The 18,032-nt window shown below is 71.6% G+C and carries 13 protein-coding genes; 10 read left to right on the top strand and 3 right to left on the bottom strand.

Annotation, left to right across the window (positions count from 1 at the left end):
* The first annotated feature begins 151 nt into the window (after positions 1–151).
* Positions 152–1,231, top strand: coding sequence for a histidinol-phosphate transaminase (hisC, locus tag CP973_RS00770; protein WP_150236662.1), 1,080 nt, complete (start codon positions 152–154; stop codon positions 1,229–1,231).
* 96 nt (positions 1,232–1,327) lie between these two features.
* Here the strand turns inward: hisC and CP973_RS00765 are convergent, their stop codons facing one another.
* Positions 1,328–1,702: a cyclophilin-like fold protein gene (locus tag CP973_RS00765; protein ID WP_150236661.1), complete on the bottom strand. Its 375-nt coding sequence runs from the start codon at positions 1,700–1,702 to the stop codon at positions 1,328–1,330.
* Positions 1,703–1,951: 249 nt separating this feature from the next.
* Here CP973_RS00765 and CP973_RS00760 point away from each other — a divergent pair, with 249 nt between their 5' ends.
* From CP973_RS00760 to CP973_RS00740, 5 genes are all read left to right on the top strand, one after another.
* Positions 1,952–3,460: a cytochrome ubiquinol oxidase subunit I gene (locus CP973_RS00760; protein ID WP_150236659.1), complete on the top strand. Its 1,509-nt coding sequence runs from the start codon at positions 1,952–1,954 to the stop codon at positions 3,458–3,460.
* Between the two features lie 9 nt (positions 3,461–3,469).
* A complete protein-coding gene (cydB, locus tag CP973_RS00755) occupies positions 3,470–4,471 on the top strand; it encodes a cytochrome d ubiquinol oxidase subunit II (protein WP_150236657.1) in 1,002 nt (333 codons plus the stop codon).
* A gap of 71 nt (positions 4,472–4,542) precedes the next feature.
* Positions 4,543–8,256 (top strand): thiol reductant ABC exporter subunit CydD, encoded by a 3,714-nt coding sequence (gene cydD, locus CP973_RS00750; protein WP_150236655.1) that lies wholly within the window; start codon positions 4,543–4,545, stop codon positions 8,254–8,256.
* 351 nt (positions 8,257–8,607) lie between these two features.
* A complete protein-coding gene (locus CP973_RS00745) occupies positions 8,608–10,287 on the top strand; it encodes a sensor histidine kinase (RefSeq protein ID WP_150242932.1) in 1,680 nt (559 codons plus the stop codon).
* 499 nt (positions 10,288–10,786) lie between these two features.
* A complete protein-coding gene (locus tag CP973_RS00740) occupies positions 10,787–11,932 on the top strand; it encodes a M23 family metallopeptidase (protein ID WP_208853112.1) in 1,146 nt (381 codons plus the stop codon).
* Positions 11,933–11,978: 46 nt separating this feature from the next.
* Here CP973_RS00740 and CP973_RS00735 read toward each other — a convergent pair whose 3' ends face one another.
* On the bottom strand, positions 11,979–12,914 hold the full coding sequence (locus CP973_RS00735) for an HAD hydrolase family protein (protein WP_150236651.1): 936 nt from the start codon (positions 12,912–12,914) through the stop codon (positions 11,979–11,981).
* Between the two features lie 481 nt (positions 12,915–13,395).
* Here CP973_RS00735 and CP973_RS00730 point away from each other — a divergent pair, with 481 nt between their 5' ends.
* From CP973_RS00730 to CP973_RS00715, 4 genes are all read left to right on the top strand, one after another.
* A complete protein-coding gene (locus tag CP973_RS00730; protein ID WP_208853111.1) occupies positions 13,396–14,289 on the top strand; it encodes an LLM class flavin-dependent oxidoreductase in 894 nt (297 codons plus the stop codon).
* A gap of 584 nt (positions 14,290–14,873) precedes the next feature.
* Positions 14,874–15,773 (top strand): zinc metalloprotease HtpX, encoded by a 900-nt coding sequence (htpX, locus tag CP973_RS00725; protein WP_030599058.1) that lies wholly within the window; start codon positions 14,874–14,876, stop codon positions 15,771–15,773.
* Positions 15,774–15,800: 27 nt separating this feature from the next.
* A complete protein-coding gene (pspAB, locus tag CP973_RS00720; RefSeq protein WP_150236646.1) occupies positions 15,801–16,376 on the top strand; it encodes a PspA-associated protein PspAB in 576 nt (191 codons plus the stop codon).
* 56 nt (positions 16,377–16,432) lie between these two features.
* The gene (locus CP973_RS00715) at positions 16,433–17,137 is read left to right on the top strand and encodes a TetR/AcrR family transcriptional regulator (RefSeq protein ID WP_150236644.1); all 705 of its coding nucleotides are present in this window, start codon (positions 16,433–16,435) and stop codon (positions 17,135–17,137) included.
* Positions 17,138–17,406: 269 nt separating this feature from the next.
* On the opposite strand, the gene CP973_RS00710 is transcribed toward CP973_RS00715, so the two are convergent.
* Positions 17,407–18,003 (bottom strand): helix-turn-helix transcriptional regulator, encoded by a 597-nt coding sequence (locus CP973_RS00710; RefSeq protein WP_150236642.1) that lies wholly within the window; start codon positions 18,001–18,003, stop codon positions 17,407–17,409.
* Positions 18,004–18,032: the final 29 nt, after the last annotated feature.

Below are 18,032 nucleotides of genomic sequence, written 5' to 3'. Positions count from 1 at the left end.
GGGGCGGTCACCGGTCCGCTAACCGCCGCTCCGCCGCCCCTCCCGCCCGGTATCTCCCCCTCCGTATCGGACAGGGCCTACGCCTGACGGGCCAATCCTCATAAGGTGTGCAGTATTGGCGACGGACGGCACGGTCGAGGAGGAATTTGCGGTGAGCGAGAAGAGCCCGAAGCTGCGCGCTGCGCTGGACGGCATCCCTACCTACAAGCCCGGCAAGCCGGCTGCTGCGGGCGGCCCCGTCACGTACAAGCTGTCCTCGAACGAGAACCCCTACCCGCCGCTGCCCGGCGTCCTGGAGAGCGCGGTGACCGCCGCGGGGAGCTTCAACCGCTACCCGGACATGTCCTGCGCGGGCCTGATGGCGGAGCTGTCCGAGCACTTCTCGGTGCCCGTCGAGCACCTGGCGACGGGCACCGGCTCGGTGGGCGTGGCCCAGCAGCTGGTCCAGTCGACGGCCGGGCCCGGTGATGAGGTGATCTTCGCGTGGCGGTCCTTCGAGGCGTACCCGATCGTCACCCAGGTCGCCGGTGCCACCTCCGTCCAGGTCCCGCTGACCTACGGTGAGGTGCACGACCTGGACGCCATGTACGCGGCGATAACCGACCGCACCCGGCTGATCTTCGTCTGCAACCCCAACAACCCCACCGGCACCGTTGTCCGCCGGGCGGAGCTGGAGGCGTTCCTGGACCGGGTGCCGAGCGACATCCTGATCGTCCTGGACGAGGCGTACCAGGAGTTCATCCGTGACGCGGACGTGCCGAACGGCCTGGACCTGTACCGCGACCGCCCCAACGTCTGCGTGCTGCGGACCTTCTCCAAGGCGTACGGGCTCGCCGGCCTGCGGATCGGCTTCGCGGTGGCCCATGAGCCGGTGGCGGCGGCGCTGCGCAAGACGGCCGTTCCGTTCGGCGTGAGCCAGCTCGCGCAGGAGGCGGCGATCGCGTCGCTGCGCAGCGAGGGCGCGCTGATGGAACGGGTCGACGCGCTGGTCACGGAGCGGACCCGGGTCTGCGAGGCGCTGACCGCGCAGGGCTGGACGGTCCCCGAGACGCACGCGAACTTCGTCTGGCTGCGGCTGGGCGACCGTACGCTCGACTTCGCGGCGGCGTGCGAGAAGGCGGGCGTGGTCGTGCGGCCCTTCCCGGGCGAAGGCGTGCGCGTGACGATCGGCGAGACGGCGGCGATGGATCTGTTCCTGGAGGCGGCCGAGCAGTTCCGCAAAGAGCTGTGAACTGATCGGGAAAGAGCTGCGAACTGATCGGATGGTTCCGCTCGATGCTGATACGGCGGTCGGGCCGGGTGGGGCAGGCCCCCTCGGGGTGACGGATCACGCGCGCTCGACGCGCACGGGGTCACCGTCGCGCACCGTGTCCAGCGCGCGCGGGTCGCCGTCGAGGCGGCCGAGCACGTTGCAGGGGGAGGCCAGACGGGACTCCGTCCCCCTGGATATGGGTGTGGGTCCGTAGGGCAGCGCCAGCGCGCTGCCCTCGGTCCAGAAGGTGACGGTGCCCGGGTCGACGACCTGTTGCGCGTCGTCCTCAAGGGCGAGGGTGAGCCCGGTGCCGAAGTAGACCTCTTCGCCCCAGGTTCGGGCGGTGGCGACCAGCGGCAGGGCGGCGGTGAGGGCCCTGGCGGACGGGGTGTCGCCGAGGGTGGCGGTCAGCTGACCGGTCGGCCATGACAGACGTATGCGTAGGTCCATGGCGCCGAATTCAACAACTTGTTGAAGCGCGCGGGAAGGGTTCCCGCGCGCCTTTCTCATGCGTGACCGTAGTCACGCACCCCCAGTCAAGAACGGAAACGAGCCATGGGTAATAATTGCTTGTGAATGTGAACGCGTTCACAAGCGCCCTTTATGTCCCGCTTCTATTGGGGCATACGGGGCGAAAAGTGCCGTAGTCAGCACACGGCAGCCGTAGTCAGCACACGGCGACGTAAGGAGAGACTCGACGTGGACCTGGCGTTGGCGCCAGAGACCCTGGCGCGATGGCAATTCGGCATCACGACCGTCTACCACTTCCTGTTCGTGCCTCTGACGATCTCCCTTGCCGCCCTGGTGGCCGGACTGGAGACCGCCTGGGTACGCACGGGCAAGGAGAAGTACCTCAAGGCCACCAAGTTCTGGGGCAAGCTCTTCCTGATCAACATCGCGATGGGTGTCGTCACCGGCCTCGTCCAGGAGTTCCAGTTCGGCATGAACTGGTCCGACTACTCGCGGTTCGTCGGTGACGTCTTCGGCGCTCCGCTCGCGTTCGAGGCCCTCATCGCGTTCTTCTTCGAATCCACCTTCATCGGGCTGTGGATCTTCGGCTGGGACAAGTTGCCGAAAAAGATCCACTGCTTCTGCATGTGGATGGTCTCGATCGGCACGATCCTGTCGGCGTACTTCATCCTCGCCGCCAACTCCTGGATGCAGCACCCGGTCGGCTACAAGTACAACGCCGCCACCGGCCGTGCCGAGCTGACCGACTTCTGGAAGGTGCTGACCCAGGACACCACGCTCGTCGTCGTCTTCCACACGCTGACCGCCGCCTTCCTGACCGGCGCCGCGTTCATGGTCGGCATCGCCGCGTACCACCTGATGCGCAAGAAGCACGTCAAGGTGATGCGCACCTCGCTGCGGCTCGGCCTGATCACCCTGGTGATCGCCGGCGCGCTCACCGCGCTCAGCGGCGACCAGCTCGGCAAGGTCATGTTCCGGCAGCAGCCGATGAAGATGGCCGCCGCCGAGGCCCTGTGGGACAAGGAGGCCCCCGCGCCGTTCTCCGTCTTCGCCTACGGGGACGTGGACAAGGGCCACAACAAGGTCGCCGTCGAGATACCCGGCCTGCTGTCCTTCCTGGCCCACGACGACTTCTCCTCGCCGGTCCCCGGCATCAACGACGTCAACAAGTCCGAGCAACAGAAGTACGGGCCCGGCGACTACCGGCCCAACATCCCCGTCGCCTACTGGGGCTTCCGCTGGATGATCGGCTTCGGCATGGCCTCGTTCGCCGTCGGCCTGGCCGGACTCTGGCTCACCCGCAAGAAGTTCTGGCTCGCGCCGGGCCTGCGGACGGGGGACGAGGAACCACCCAACCTGGCGCTGACCAAGAACAAGGTGCTCGGCGTACGGCTGAGCAAGGCGTACTGGTCGCTGGCGTTCGTCACCCTCGGCTTCCCGCTGATCGCCAACTCCTGGGGCTGGATCTTCACCGAGATGGGCCGCCAGCCCTGGGTCGTCTACGGCGTCCTGAAGACCTCCTCGGCGGTCTCCCCCGGCGTCTCGCAGGGCGAGGTGCTCACGTCGATGACCGTCTTCACCCTGCTGTACGCGATCCTCGCGGTCATCGAGGTCCGTCTGCTGGTCAAGTACGTCAAGGCCGGGCCGCCGGAACTGACGGACGACGACCTCAACCCGCCCACCAAGATCGGCGGCGACCACGCGGACGCCGACCGGCCGATGGCCTTCTCGTACTAGGAGGCGACCGTGGAACTCCATGACGTCTGGTTCATCCTCATCGCCGTGCTGTGGACCGGGTACTTCTTCCTCGAAGGCTTCGACTTCGGCATCGGCGTCCTGACCAAGCTGCTCGCCCGCGACCGGCCCGAACGGCGGGTCCTGATCAACACGATCGGCCCGGTCTGGGACGGCAACGAGGTGTGGCTGCTCAGCGCGGGCGGCGCCACCTTCGCCGCCTTCCCCGAGTGGTACGCCACCCTCTTCTCCGGCTTCTACCTGCCGCTGCTGCTCATCCTGCTGTGCCTGATCCTGCGCGGCGTCGCCTTCGAATACCGCGTCAAGCGGGACGAGGAGCGCTGGCAGCGCAACTGGGAACACGCGATCTTCTGGTGCTCGCTGCTCCCCGCGTTCCTGTGGGGCGTGGCCTTCGGCAACATCGTGCGCGGTGTGCAGATCGACGCGCACAAGGAGTACGTGGGCAGCGTCCTGGACCTGCTGAACCCGTACGCGCTGCTCGGCGGCCTGGTCACGCTCAGCCTGTTCACCTTCCACGGCGCGGTGTTCGCCTCGCTCAAGACGCTGGGGGACATCCGGGAGCGGGCGCGCCGTACGGCCACCGTGCTCGGCCTGATCACCGCGGTGCTCGCGGTCGGCTTCCTGGGCTGGACGCAGCTCGACAAGGGCGACACCAGCAGCCTGGTCGCGATGATCGTCGCGGTGCTGGCGCTGGCCGCGGGGCTGGTGATGAACCGGCTCGGGCGTGAGGGCTGGTCGTTCGCGTTCTCCGGCGTCACCATCGTGGCCGCGGTCGCGATGCTGTTCCTGACGCTCTTCCCGAACGTGATGCCGTCCTCGCTGAACGAGAGCTGGAACCTCACGGTCAGCAACGCCTCGTCCAGCGCGTACACGTTGAAGATCATGACGTGGTGCGCCGGTATCGCCACCCCGCTCGTCCTGCTGTACCAGGGCTGGACGTACTGGGTCTTCCGCAAGCGCATCGGTACGCAGCACATCGCCGACGCCCACTAGGGCGGCTCCATCCGGTGGGGCCCCGGACGGGGCCCCACCGATCAACTTCCGCTGAGGAAGGGTTGTTTCACGTGAAACCGGTCGACCCGCGCCTGCTTCGCCACGCCCGTGCCACCCGTTTCTTCCTCGCCGCCGTCGTGCTGCTCGGCCTGGCCGGCGCGGGCCTGGTCATCGGCCAGGCCATGCTCATCGCCGAAGTCGTCGTCGGTGCCTTCCAGCGCGGCCTCGACCTCGGTGAACTGAGCACGCCGGTGCTGTTGCTCGCGCTGGTTTCCCTCGGCCGGGGCCTGGTGTCCTGGCTGACGGAACTGGCCGCGCACCGGGCGAGCGCGTCGGTCAAGTCCGAACTGCGGACGCGGCTGCTGACGCGGGCGGCCGCCGAGCTCGGTCCGGGATGGCTGAGCACCCAGCGTTCCGGCGAGCTGACCACCCTCGCCACCCGCGGCATCGACGCCCTCGACGACTACTTCGCGCGCTATCTGCCGCAGCTGGGCCTGGCGGTCGTCGTGCCCGTCGCGGTGCTGGCGCGCATTGTCACCGGCGACTGGATCTCGGCCGCGATCATTGTCGTGACGCTGCCGCTGATCCCGCTGTTCATGGTGCTCATCGGCTGGGCCACACAGAACCGCATGGAACGCCAGTGGCAGTTGCTGGCGCGGCTGTCCGGCCACTTCCTGGACGTTGTCGCCGGGCTGCCCACACTGAAGGTCTTCGGCCGGGCCAAGGCGCAGGCGGCGTCCATCCGTTCCATCACGGGCGAGTACCGCCGGGCCACGCTGCGCACCCTGCGCATCGCCTTCCTGTCCTCCTTCGCCCTGGAACTGCTCGCCACGATCTCGGTCGCGCTCGTCGCCGTCAGCATCGGCATGCGGCTCGTCCATGGCAGCCTGGACCTCTACACGGGCCTGCTGGTGCTGATCCTGGCGCCCGAGGCGTATCTGCCGCTGCGGCAGGTCGGGGCCCAGTACCACGCCGCGGCGGAGGGCCTGGCAGCGGCCGAGGAGATCTTCGCGGTGCTGGAGACACCGCTGCGCACGACGGGGAACGCGCCGGCGCCCGACATCGCGGCCGGTACGGTGCTGTCCGTCGAGGGCCTTGTCGTACGGCACCCCGGCCGAAGCGAACCCTCCCTTCCCGAGACGTCGTTCGAGGTCCGGCCGGGGGAGACGGTGGCGCTCGTCGGTCCCTCCGGCGCGGGCAAGACGACCTTGCTCAACGTCCTGCTCGGCTTCGCGGCGCCCGCCGCGGGTCGCGTACGGGTCGGCGGCCGGGACCTGGCGGGCGTCGATCCGGAGGACTGGCGGCGGCGGATCGCCTGGGTGGCCCAGCGCCCGTACCTCTTCGCGGGCACCATCGCCGAGAACGTACGGCTGGCCCGCCCCGACGCCGACGACGCCGCCGTGCACGCCGCGCTCCGCGACGCCGGAGCCCTGGACTTCGTTTCCGCGCTGCCCGACGGAGCACGGACCGTGCTCGGCGAGGGCGGCTCCGGCCTGTCGGCGGGCCAGCGCCAACGCCTGGCCCTGGCCCGCGCGTTCCTCGCCGACCGCCCGATTCTGCTGCTCGACGAGCCGACCGCCAACCTGGACGGCGAGACGGAGGCCGGCATCGTCGACGCGGTACGCCGCCTGGCGGCCGGGCGCACGGTGCTCCTGGTCGTCCACCGGCCGGCGCTGCTGGCGGTGGCGGACCGTGTGGTGCGGCTGGCTCCTCCGGTGGTCGTGTCGGACACCGCCGTACCGCAAGCTGCCGCGCAAGCCGGAAAGGGCGGCGCGGCGACGGTACGGGCGGACGCGGCGGGTGCTGTACGGGATGGTGCGGCCGTGGCCGGGACGGTCGACGGGGCGGGTGTTGCGCGGGATGGTGCGGCCGTGGCCGGGCCGGTCGACGGGCTGGGCGCTGCACGGGGCGACGCTGCCGCCGCCGAACCGGCCGAGGGCTCGGCCGTCGCGTCCGACGGTGAGCCGGATGCCGTACTCGGCGGCCGAGGCTCGGCGTTGGCGCGGCTCCGGGGGCTGGCGCGGGCCCGATGGGGCCGCATCGGACTGGCGCTGTTGCTGGGCAGCCTGGCGCTGGGCAGTGCCGTGGGCCTGATGGCCACGTCCGGCTGGCTGATTTCCCGGGCCGCACAGCACCCGCCGGTGCTGTACCTGATGGTGGCGGTCACCGCGACCCGGGCGTTCGGCATCGGCCGGGCGGTGTTCCGGTACGCGGAGCGCCTGGTGGCGCATGACGCCGTGTTCCGGATGCTCGCGGACGTACGGGTGGCGGTCTTCCGCCGGCTGGAGCGGCTGGCACCCGCCGGACTGCGGGAACGCAGCCGTGGCGACCTGCTGTCGCGGCTGGTGGCGGACGTGGACGCCGTGCAGGACTACTTCCTGCGGTGGCTGCTTCCGGTGGGAGCGGCCGTGGTGGTCGGGCTGGGTTCCGTCGGGTTCACCGCCTGGCTGCTGCCCGAGGCGGGCGCGGTCCTCGCGGTCGGGCTGCTGTTGGCGGGTGCCGGGGTACCGGCGCTGTCCGCCGCGCTGGCCCGCCGCGCCGAACGGCAGCTCTCCCCCGCGCGGGGTGTGCTCTCCGCACACGTCGTCGATCTGCTCACCGGGACGGCCGAACTCACGGTGGCGGGCGCGCTCGGCTCCCGTATCGACCGGACCCGGCGGGCCGACCGCGACCTGACCCGGATCGCGTCCCGCTCGGCGGCCGCGGCCGGTGCCGGGGCCGGGCTGTCCGCGCTGGTGTGCGGGCTGACGGTGGCCGCGGCGGCCGTCGTCGGCGTCCAGGCCGTGCACGCCGGGCGGCTGCCGGGCGTGTGCCTGGCGGTCGTCGTCCTCATCCCGCTCGCCGCGTTCGAAGCGGTCGCGGGGCTGCCGCTCGCCGTGCAGTACCGGCAGCGCACGCGCCGGGCCGCGGAGCGGGTCTTCGAGGTGCTGGATGCCCCGGAGCCGGTCGGCGAACCGGCCGCCGCGACCGCCGCAGACGTACCGCAGACGCCGTTCCCGCTGGTCGTGACGGACCTGACCGCCCGGTACCCCGGACAGCGGAAGCCCGCGCTGGACGGCGTCGGGTTCACCCTGAGCGCCGGTCGGCGCCTCGCCGTCGTCGGTCCGTCCGGCTCCGGGAAGACGACGCTCGCGCAGGTGCTGCTGCGCTTCCTGGACCGGGAGTCGGGAACGTACACGCTCAACGGGGTGGACGCGGCGGCAGCGCATGGCGACGACGTCCGGCGTCGGGTGGGGCTGTGCGCGCAGGACGCCCACATCTTCGACAGCTCCGTACGGGAGAACCTGCGGATCGCCCGCACCGGAGCGGACGAGGACGAGCTGTGGGCCGCGCTGGCGCAGGCCCGGATGGACGACTGGGTGCGGTCGCTGCCCGACGGGCTGGACACGATGGTCGGCGAGCACGGCGCACGGCTCTCCGGCGGCCAGCGGCAGCGCCTCGCGCTGGCCCGCGCGCTGCTGGCCGACTTCCCCGTCCTGGTGCTGGACGAGCCCGCCGAACACCTCGACCTTGCTACGGCCGACGCGCTGACCGCGGATCTGCTGGCCGCCACCGAGGGCCGGACGACCGTGCTGATCACCCACCGGCTGGAAGGCCTGTCGGCGGTCGACGAAGTGCTGGTCCTGGACGAGGGCCGGCCCGTCCAGCGCGGTACGTACGCGGAGCTGGCGGCGGCCGACGGCCCGTTCCGGCGCATGCTGGAGCGCGAGCGGGCGGTGGATGCCCGGTCGGCGAGTGTGGCGGAGGGCCGCTTGGCGGGCGCGGGGGCAGGCGCGTCGCGGTGAACCGGAGCCGGGCGTCGGGCACGGGAGGTGACCGGCGTCAGGGCGTCCGGGCGCTGGAGTCCGGTGAACGGCTGGCCCTGTTTCCGGGCCGGTCCGATGAACGGCTGAAGAACGACGGGTCGGGGTGGCCGCTGCGTACCGTTGCGGCGGACGCCCGGACCGGGGTGACGTGGCAGCCCGGGGCGGTCCGGGGTGGACCGGTCCGGCGTCCGAATTGCCGTATTGAAGGCATTCTTCAGAAAAGGTGCCCCTTAGGCTCGTGGCATGGCAGTCACGACAGGGCCCGCAGACCCCATGGGCACCGGGGCCCGTACCGATTCCGGCGGTGCGGCCACCTCCGGCCCCGACCCCATGGAGGCGGCCACCGAGGCGACCCGCAGCCTCCAGGGCCTGTCGACCGAGCTGACCGCGCGCGTACCGCAGCTGCTGGAGGCGATGCGTACCGTCGGCGCGGGCCTGGACCTGCACATCACGCTGGACCGGATCGTGGAGACCGCGGCCGAGCTGGCCGACGCCCGCTACGCCGCGATCGGGATCATCGACGAGTCGCGCGAGGGTCTGTCGGACTTCGTGACGTACGGGGTCAGCGCCGAGGACCGGGCGCGGATCGGCGCGCTGCCGGACGGGCACAAGGGCCTGCTCGGCGCGCTCATCCACGATCCGAAGGCGCTGCGGCTGGCCGATCTGACCCAGGACGTGCGGTCGGCGGGCTTTCCGCCGGGGCACCCGCCGATGCGGACGTTCCTCGGGGTGCCGATCCGTGTCCAGGGGGAGATCTTCGGCAACCTCTACCTGACCGAGAAGCGCGACGGCGGCGAGTTCAGCGAGGGCGACCTGCACATGGTGCGGGTGCTCGCCACCGAGGCCGGCATCGCGATCGGCAACGCGCGGATGTACGCGGCGACCCGGCAGCGGGAGCGGTGGATCGACGGCTCGGTGGCCGTGACGACCGCGCTGCTGGCCGGCAGCGACGTGGACGACGCGCTGGCGGTCGTCGCGGAACAGGCCCGCAAGCTCGCGGAGTCCGCGGCCGGGATCGTGCTGCTGCCCACGGACGACGGCGGGCTGGAGATCGTCGCGGCGTCGGCCGACGATCCCGCCGGTCTCGTCGGCACCCAGATGCCGCCCGAGAGCCCGGTGGCCGCGCAACTGCTCGCCGGGGAACCCGTTTTCGTGGAGGACTCGGCGACCGACCCCCGCATGGTCACGGACGTCGCGCCGCGCTTCGGTCCCAGCATGATGCTTCCGCTCAAGAGCGGCGGCCGGGTGCTGGGCACGCTGGCGACACCGCGCGCCCGCGGCGCGCGGCCCTTCAGTGCCGCCGAACGGACACTGGCCACCCAGTTCGCCGCCCAGGCCGCCCTGGCCCTCGTCCTGGCCGACGCACAGCGCGACCGCGAGCGGCTGGCCGTCTACGAGGACCGCGACCGGATCGCCCGCGACCTGCACGACCTGGTCATCCAGCGGCTCTTCGCGACCGGGATGATGCTGGAGAGCGCCCAGCGCAGGGCGGTCGTGCCCGAGGTGCAGGAGGGCATCGGCAAGGCCGTCGACGAGCTCGACGTCACCATCCAGGAGATCCGTACCGCAATCTTCGCGCTGCAACAGGGCCCGGCCGAGGCGCCGTCCGGCCTGCGGACCCGCGTCCTGCGCGAGATCGGCACGGCCGCCGTACCGCTCGGCTTCCAGCCGTCCGCCAGCTTCGTCGGCCCGGTGGACGCCCGTGTCGGCGAGCTGACCGGCAAGAACCTCATCGCCGCGCTCCGCGAGGCGTTGTCCAACGCCTTCCGGCACGCCGACGCCTCGCGCATCGAGGTCGTCGTCGACTCGACGGTCAAGCTGCCGGACGGCCGGGACGGCGTACGGCTGACGGTCGCCGACGACGGCGTGGGCATCCCCGAGGGCGGCCGGCGCAGCGGCCTGCGCAACCTCGCGAAGCGGGCCGAGTCGCTGGGCGGCTCCAGTACGTACGGGCCGGGGCTGGGCGAGGACGGGTCGGGGACGATGGTGACCTGGGAGGCGCCGCTTTGAGACGGGGCTTTGAGACGGGCCTTTGGGGCGGGGCTTCGGGGTGGTGCATCGGGGTGGGGCTTGAGGCGGGGCTAAAGGCGATGCTTTGAGGCGGGGCGGCTCGGTGCGGGGTGCGTTGGTAGGGGCCCTGGGGCGGTGATGGCGGCAGGGCGTGTGCGTACCTCGGTCCGCGGTAGTGCTCCGGCCGGACGCGTCCATATGGTTCAGCCGGTATTCGAGTGATGTGTCGGAATGTGGGAGCGGCTGATTCCGGCCATTCCGCGGGTGCCGGGTTGCTCCGTTCGGAGGGCCGCGGACGGGGCTGGTGAAACGTTCCTGTGAGGAGCCGGGCGATACGGGAAACCATCTGGCCATGTGTCCAGGTATGCCGGATTGGTTCCGTAGCGCGGTCCGGGGGCGGCGAGGCCCCGGCCGACGTGCCGGCGAGCGGGCCGCACGACCGGCTCACCGGTGCCACCGAGCCGCGCTGCGCACTACACGGGTGACATTGTCGCTGGTGATGGCGCTGTCAGCGACGGCGGGAACGGCGCCGGTTGCGGCCGGGGCGGCCCCCGCCGGGGCACCGGCCGCCGTGCCGGCCGCTGCCGAACCGGGCGCCGTCGAGCACTTACCGCCGTCCTCCGCGCCCCTGCGCCCCCCTGAGGCGCGCGACCAGGGCATGGACCGGCTGGCCGCGGCGAGCCTTGAGGTGATCCGGCTGGGCCGGGACGCGGGCCGGACGGGGCGTTCGTACGCGGCGGTCCTGCGTGCGGCACGGGACGGCCACGCCCGCATCTCCCGGCTGCATACGGAACTGCGGCGGGAACAGCGCAGGGCCGGAGAGCTGCGTCGGCTGGCGGGACGGATCGCCGTCGCGCAGTACCGCACGGGCCGCCGGCTTCCGCTCCCGCGGCCCGCCCGGGGTTCCGGCGCTCCGGAGGCGGTGCTGAGCGCCTACCGGAAGGCCGAGGGCCGCCAGCGTCTGCTGGCCGCGCAGGCGCGGGACGCGCTGCGGACGAGCCGGGCGCTGGCGGTGGACAGCGTGGCCACGTACGTCCGTACCGCCGCCCTCGACACCCGCCGGACCAGGCTCGACGCGGAGCGTCGGCGCATCGGTCGCCGTCTGGGCGTGGCCCGCGGACTGCTGCACAAGGTGTCCCGGCAGGCTGCCCGGAGCGGTCGCTGCGGCAGGTTGCCCGGCGCGGTGTCCGCGGTGGCGAAACGTTCCGCGACGGAGGCGCTGCGGGCGTCGGTGCCGGACGGGGGCTGGACCCGGCCGGTGGAGCGCTACCAGTTGTCGGCGGGTTTCGGCGGCTCGGGCAGCCGCTGGGCGCACCGCCACACGGGTCAGGACTTCGCGGTGCCGGTCGGCACGCCCGTACGGTCCGTGGGCCGGGGGCGCGTCATCAGCCTCACCTGCGGCGACAACTTCGGGGTCAGCATGGTCGTGCGGCACGGTGCAGGAACGTTCACGCAGTACGCGCACCTGTCGGCCGTGGTGGTACGCACCGGTCAGTGGGTACGGGCGGGCCAGCAGATCGCGCTGTCGGGCTCGACCGGCAATTCCACGGGGCCGCACCTGCACTTCGAGGTGCGCCGCACGCCGCAGGTGGGATCGATGGTCGATCCGGTGCCGTGGTTGAGGCGGCACGGGGTGCGGGTGTGAAGGGAGGGACGGGCGGGGCCGGGCGCTGCCGTGTGGACCGGCTGCGTCAGCGGCCTTCCAGGATGCGTTCGATGACGGCGGCGACGCCGTCCTCGTTGTTCCCGTGGGTGTGCAGGCCGGTCGCGGCGAGCACGTCGGGGTGGGCGTTGGCCATGGCGTACGAGGTGCCTGCCCAGGCCAGCATTTCGAGGTCGTTGGGCATGTCCCCGAAGGCGACGACCTGGTCCGGGCCGATGCCGCGCTGGGCACAGCAGCGCGCCAGCGTGTCGGCCTTGCTCACGCCCAGCCCGCTGATCTCCAGGAGCGCGGTCGGGCTGGACCGGGTGAAGGACGCGTACGCGCCCGCCCGGGCGCGGGCGAGGTCCAGGAAGGCGTCCGGGTCCAGGTCGGGGTGGTGGGCGAGCAGCTTCAGCACGGGCTGGTCGGCACCGATGTCCTCGGAGGCCGGCGGGACCGTGGCGCCTTCCTGCGCAAGCGGGGAGCGCGAATCCTCCGGGCTCAGCTCGGCGAGGAGCTTCTCCACGGGCGCGATGACGGCGGCCGGGTCGAGCTGGAAGGGCGGGTACTCCGGTTCGTAGTTGATTCCGCCGGTCCGCTCGACCGCGAACGACGTACCGGGAGCGGCGGCACGCAGCGCGTGCACCACCGCGAGCGCCGCGGGCCGCTCCAGCGGGCTGATCTCCACGATGCGGCGGCCGTGGTGGAGATCGACGACGGCCGCGCCGTTCGCGCAGATGGCCAGCCCGTGCCCGTGGACGTGATCGCTGACCACGTCCATCCAGCGGGCCGGACGCCCGGTCACGAAGAAGACTTCGATGCCCGCCCGCTCGGCGGCGGCCAGCGCGGCGATCGTCCGGCTGGAGACCGTCTTGTCGTCACGCAGCAGGGTGCCGTCGAGGTCCGTGGCGATCAGCCGGATCGTTTTTTCGGCGGACCGGGGAGCCTGCGGCGGCTCGGCGGAGGCATCAGTCACGGAGTCCATCTTCGCGCATATGCGCGCACAGGCGTGCGGCGGGTTGCGCGCATGAGCTTTACGGGGAGGAACCGCCTGTCCAGGGGCGGGGGGTCGGGTGGTTCGCGGTTGGGGATCGGCGAGCGGCGATGGGGTGGCCGGACCTGGGCGGAGGGGTGCTCGGACGTGGGCCGAGGGGTGGCCGGACGTGGGCCGGGGATTATCCGGACGTGGGCAGAGGCGTGTCCGGACGTGGGTCGGGGGCCGTCCGGACGTGGGCGGAGGGCTGTCCGGATGTCTGGGAGTGGTGTCTGGGGCGATGTCCGGGGGTGGTGTCTGGGGGCGGTGTCTGGGGAGGCACCGTGCGATGGCGGCGGTCGGGTCGAACGGGTGCCGCACCGCATCGAATGTACGTTCAGTGTCGTGCCCGTGCCTACGGCGTGCGCCCCCGGCGGCTTGGAGCACCATGGGGCTCGCAAGGGGCTTCACGTGCGGCCGTAGGCTCGTACGCATGCGACTGAGCACCGTGATCCTCCCCGTCCGCCGCTGGTCCGAGGGTGGCCGGGAGGTGTGGCAGCGCGCCGAGGAACTGGGCTTCCACACCGCGTACACCTATGACCACCTGTCCTGGCGGAGCTTTCGCGACGGCCCGTGGTTCGGCGCGGTGCCCACGCTGACCGCGGCCGCCGCCGCGACCTCCCGCATGCGCCTGGGCACGCTCGTGACCTCCCCGAACTTCCGGCACCCGGTGACCCTCGCCAAGGAACTGATCTCGCTGGACGACATCAGCGACGGGCGGATCACCCTGGGCATCGGTGCCGGCGGCTCCGGTTTCGACGCCACGGCGCTCGGCCAGGAGCCGTGGACGCCCCGGGAACGCGCCGACCACTTCGCCGAGTTCGTGCCGCTGCTGGACCGGCTGCTCACGAACGACGTGGTCTCCTACGAGGGCGAGCACTACCGCGCCCACGAGGTACGCAACATCCCCGGCTGTGTGCAGCGGCCCAGGTTGCCGTTCGCAATCGCGGCTACCGGACCGCGCGGGATGAAGCTGGCGGCCGCTCACGGACAGGCGTGGGTGACGACCGGCGATCCGAAGGTGTCCGCTACCGGCAGCGCGGCCGACTCGCTGGAGGCGGTACGCGGGCAGGTCGGCCGTCTGGAGAAGGCCTGTGCCGAGACCGGCCGGGACGCCGGGGAGCTGGCGAAGACCATGCTCACCGGATTCTCGCCGGACCGTCCGCTCGCTTCTCTGGACGCCTTCGTGGATTTCGCGGGTGCACACGCCGAGGCGGGCATCGACGAGATCGTGCTGCACTGGCCGATCGCCGACTCGATCTTCGAAGCCGATCTCACGGTGTTCGAGCGGATCGCTACGGAGGGGCTGACACAGCTCGGGCGGTAGGACGGGGCTGTGGGTGGTTATGGGGGCTGCGCGAAGGGTCCTGCGTGCGCTACGGGGACCGCGTGAAGGGGCCTGTGGGCCCTACGGGGACCGCGTGAAGGGTCCGGCGGGCCGATACGGGTGCTCGGCGCGCTATGGCCGCTCCGGGGGCTCCGGGTGCTCCCGGCGCTATGGCTGCTAGGGATACTTCGGGTACTCCGGGGGCCGTATGGTGCGGGTGGTCCGGTTGTGGTGGTCTTCCCGCCCACGTTGCCCCCGGTCGCCCCGCCCGCTGCCTCGCATCCCCGCCCGCTCCCCGCTGCCTCGCAGCCCGCCCGCTCCCCGCTGCCTCGCAGCCCGGCCGCTCCCCGCTGCCTCGCCGCCTCGGCGCACCCGCTGCCCTCGGCGCACCCGCCGCCCTCGGCCATCCGCCGACCCGGCCCCCCCGCCGATCCGCTGGCCCGCCGAAAACCATGGCCTCCGCTTTACGCCGTAAAAACCCGGCAAGAGGGAGAATCGGGGCAGAGGCACCCGCGCGGTTCCTCGATGGAGCGCGGTTCCTCGGGTGAGCTCTACGGACTCTGCGGGTTGGAGGACTGAGAGGCATGGCACGAACCCGATTCGCCCCCGACCGCGGCCTGACCTCGCGCATGGTCACGACGATGTTCTTCATCGGCCTGCTGTACGTGGTCGTGGTGGGCGTGCTGGTGGTGCTCCTCAAGGGGGCGTGGGTGGTGGTGCTGCTCATCTCGGGCGCCCTGTTCATCGCGCAGTTCTGGTTCAGCGACCGGATCGCGGCCTTCAGCATGGGCGCCCGCGAGGTCTCCCCTGAACAGGCGCCCGAGCTGCACGGCGCCGTCGACCGGCTGTGTGCGCTGGCCGACATGCCCAAGCCGCGCGTCGCGGTGGCCGAGTCCGACGTACCGAACGCCTTCGCGACCGGCCGAAACCAGAAGAACGCGATGGTGTGCGCGACGACCGGTCTGCTGCGGCGGCTGGAGCCGGAGGAACTGGAAGGCGTTCTCGCGCACGAGCTGTCCCATGTCGCCCACCGCGATGTCGCGGTCATGACGATCGCGTCGTTCCTGGGCGTACTGGCCGGGATCATCACGCGGGCGGCCCTGTGGAGCGGCGTCGGACGCAACAACCGCGACAACAACGCGGCGATCGCCGTGCTCATCGTCACGCTGGTCAGCGCCGTCGTCTACGCCGTCAGCTTCCTGCTGACCCGCTTGCTGTCGCGCTACCGGGAGCTGTCCGCCGACCGGGCCGCCGCACTCCTGACGGGGCGGCCGTCCGCGCTGGCCGCCGCACTGACCAAGGTCACCGGGCAGATGGCGCGGATCCCGACGCGGGACCTGCGCAAGGCCGAACCGTTCAACGCGTTCTTCTTCGTGCCGGCGTTCTCGAAGGAGAGCTTCGGACGGCTGCTGTCCTCGCACCCGACGCTGGAGCAGCGGCTGGAACAGCTGGGCCGGATATCGGCGCAGCTGGGACGGCCGTGACCCGACCGATCAAGGAGAGAGCACCGCATGGGTTTCCTGGACGCCATCCTCGGGCGCAGCAAGCCGGTACGTCCCGACCTCGACCGGCTCTTCGCGCTTCCTTCCGCAGCCGTCACGCTCCAGGCCGCGGCCGGTTTCCGGCCCACCGGCCTCGGCTCGGTGTGTTTCGCGAGCGTCGAAGGCGGCGCGTTCCGCGGCATCCAGGAGGAGGTGCGCGGCCTTCTGGGCAGCCCGGCCGAGTTCAGCCAGGACGAGTACGGCTACACGTGGATGCTCGCCCGGCACGCCCCCGACGACATCGCGGCCCTGGTGAACGACCTGCACGCGGTCAACAGCTCCCTGGAGAGCGCGGGTTTCGGTCCGCAACTGCTGTGTTCCCTCATGGGCTTCCGCGACGACCGGGAACGCTCGCTGGCGCTGGTGTATCTCTACAAGCGCGGTACGTTCTATCCTTTCGCCCCGCAAACCGGGCCGGAAGGAGCGTCCACCGAGAAGCGTGACAACGCCCTCGAACTGGAGATGCGCGCGCTGCTCGCCGACGACCTGGAGATCGAGGCGGACCTGAGCCGGTGGTTCCCGGTCTGGGGCGCGCCGGGACTGTGACCGGGCCGGTGGCGGCCGGTTCGGGCGCGGGTGGCCGGCTCGCGTAACTTGGCGGCATGGCTGAGGCAGTGGAGGCGGCGGGCGCGCCGGGCCGGCGCCGTCGCGCGCCCGGGATGAGCGCCGACGAGCGCCGGGCGATGATCGTTACGGCCGCGCTGCCCCTGGTGGCCGAGTACGGGGCGGCCGTGACCACCGCGAAGGTGGCGCGTGCCGCGGGCATCGGCGAAGCGACGATCTTCCGTGTATTCGAGGACAAGGACGCCCTGCTGGCGGCTTGTGTGGCCGAGGCCCTCCGCCCCGACGCCCTGCTCACATCGCTGGCCGCCATCTCCCTGGACCAGCCGCTCGCCGACCGGTTGACCGAGGCGCTGGACGCGATGCGGGAGCACCTGTCGCGTATCGGCGCGGTGATCGGCGCGCTGCGCGCGACGGGGCAGTTGCGGGGGCGGGAGGCCCCGAAGAGCGGGGATTCGGGTACGGGCCCGGATCCGGGCGCACGTACGGGCGCGAGCCCGGCGCCAGTGCCCGGAAGCCGGGAAGCGGCGATGGCGGCTCCACTGGCCGCGGTCACCGCCCTGATCGAACCCGATCGGGACCGGCTGCGGATGGCGCCGGAGGCGCTGGCCAGGGTGTTCCTGACGCTGGGGCAGGCGGCGACGCCGTCCGGGGAGAAAGAGGGGGCCGGGGCACGGGAGTTGGTGGAGGTCTTCTTGTACGGGGCGTTGGATGGAGGGCCCGGGGCTGAGGCCCGGCGGGGCTGAACGGGGGCCGCCCGAGTGGGGTGGGCCGGTGGCCTGCACGAGAGCCGGGGCCGACAGAGGGTCCGCCCGTGCCGGGCTCGGCCATGAATCTCATTCGCGCCGGGCTCTGGCCGGGGATCCGCCCGTGCCGGGCTCGGCCATGAATCACATCCGCGCCGGGCTCGACCAAGGATCTACCCGTGCCGGGCTCGCCCAGCGATCTACCCGTGGCGGGCGTGGCCAGGGGCCCATCCGTGCCGCGCTCGGCCAGGAGACTCACCCCCGTCCGGCTACCGCTCCTGCATCTCCCGCTGCCGCTTCTCGGCCTTCTCTTCCTGCTTCTTGACCGCGTCCCGGGCCCGGCGTGCCCGGTCCGAGTTGATCTCGTCAGCGGCCCATTTGGCCCAGTCCTCCACCATGGCGGTCTGCCGCAGACCGAATTCGAGGGCGATGCGCCCGTACACCGCGACCATTTCCTCGTCCCAGTCGCTGCTGTCGGCGACCTCCTGGTAGAGGGCGTGTGTTCGGGCGGCCCGCTCGGCCTGTTGCAGGAGGAACGTACGGGCCTCCAGTGGCGTGAGTACGCCGAGGAAGAAGACGCGGAGCAGGCCGTCGTGGCGCTGCGGGCCGGTGGGTTCCACCTCGATGAGCCAGCGATGCAGTTCGGCCCGGCCGGCCTTGGTGATGGCGTACTCCTTGCGGCCGCGGGGACCGTGGGCCACCACCTCGATGAGCTGTGCGTCGGTGAGTTTGTTCAGCTCTCCGTAGACCTGGCTCTGGGTGGCCGGCCAGACATGCGCGAGCGACAGGTCGAATGTCTTCATCAAGTCATAGCCGCTGGCAGGGGCTTCGGCCAGCAGGCCCAGAACGGCATGGCGGAGGCTCATGGCCGTTACTTTACCTTCCAGTCTTGACA

It is taken from the genome of Streptomyces albofaciens JCM 4342 (assembly GCF_008634025.1).
GTDB lineage: Bacteria > Actinomycetota > Actinomycetes > Streptomycetales > Streptomycetaceae > Streptomyces > Streptomyces albofaciens.
This window is presented reverse-complemented; position numbering and strand designations above follow the sequence as displayed.

Coding starts and splice junctions, on each gene's coding strand:
- CP973_RS00765 (WP_150236661.1), bottom strand. CDS start 1,702: ATGGACCTACGCATACGTCTGTCATGGCCGACCGGTCAGCTGACCGCC.
- CP973_RS00745 (WP_150242932.1), top strand. CDS start 8,608: ATGGAGGCGGCCACCGAGGCGACCCGCAGCCTCCAGGGCCTGTCGACC.
- CP973_RS00740 (WP_208853112.1), top strand. CDS start 10,787: ATGGCGCTGTCAGCGACGGCGGGAACGGCGCCGGTTGCGGCCGGGGCG.
- CP973_RS00735 (WP_150236651.1), bottom strand. CDS start 12,914: ATGGACTCCGTGACTGATGCCTCCGCCGAGCCGCCGCAGGCTCCCCGG.
- CP973_RS00730 (WP_208853111.1), top strand. CDS start 13,396: ATGCGACTGAGCACCGTGATCCTCCCCGTCCGCCGCTGGTCCGAGGGT.
- htpX (WP_030599058.1), top strand. CDS start 14,874: ATGGCACGAACCCGATTCGCCCCCGACCGCGGCCTGACCTCGCGCATG.
- pspAB (WP_150236646.1), top strand. CDS start 15,801: ATGGGTTTCCTGGACGCCATCCTCGGGCGCAGCAAGCCGGTACGTCCC.
- CP973_RS00715 (WP_150236644.1), top strand. CDS start 16,433: ATGGCTGAGGCAGTGGAGGCGGCGGGCGCGCCGGGCCGGCGCCGTCGC.
- CP973_RS00710 (WP_150236642.1), bottom strand. CDS start 18,003: ATGAGCCTCCGCCATGCCGTTCTGGGCCTGCTGGCCGAAGCCCCTGCC.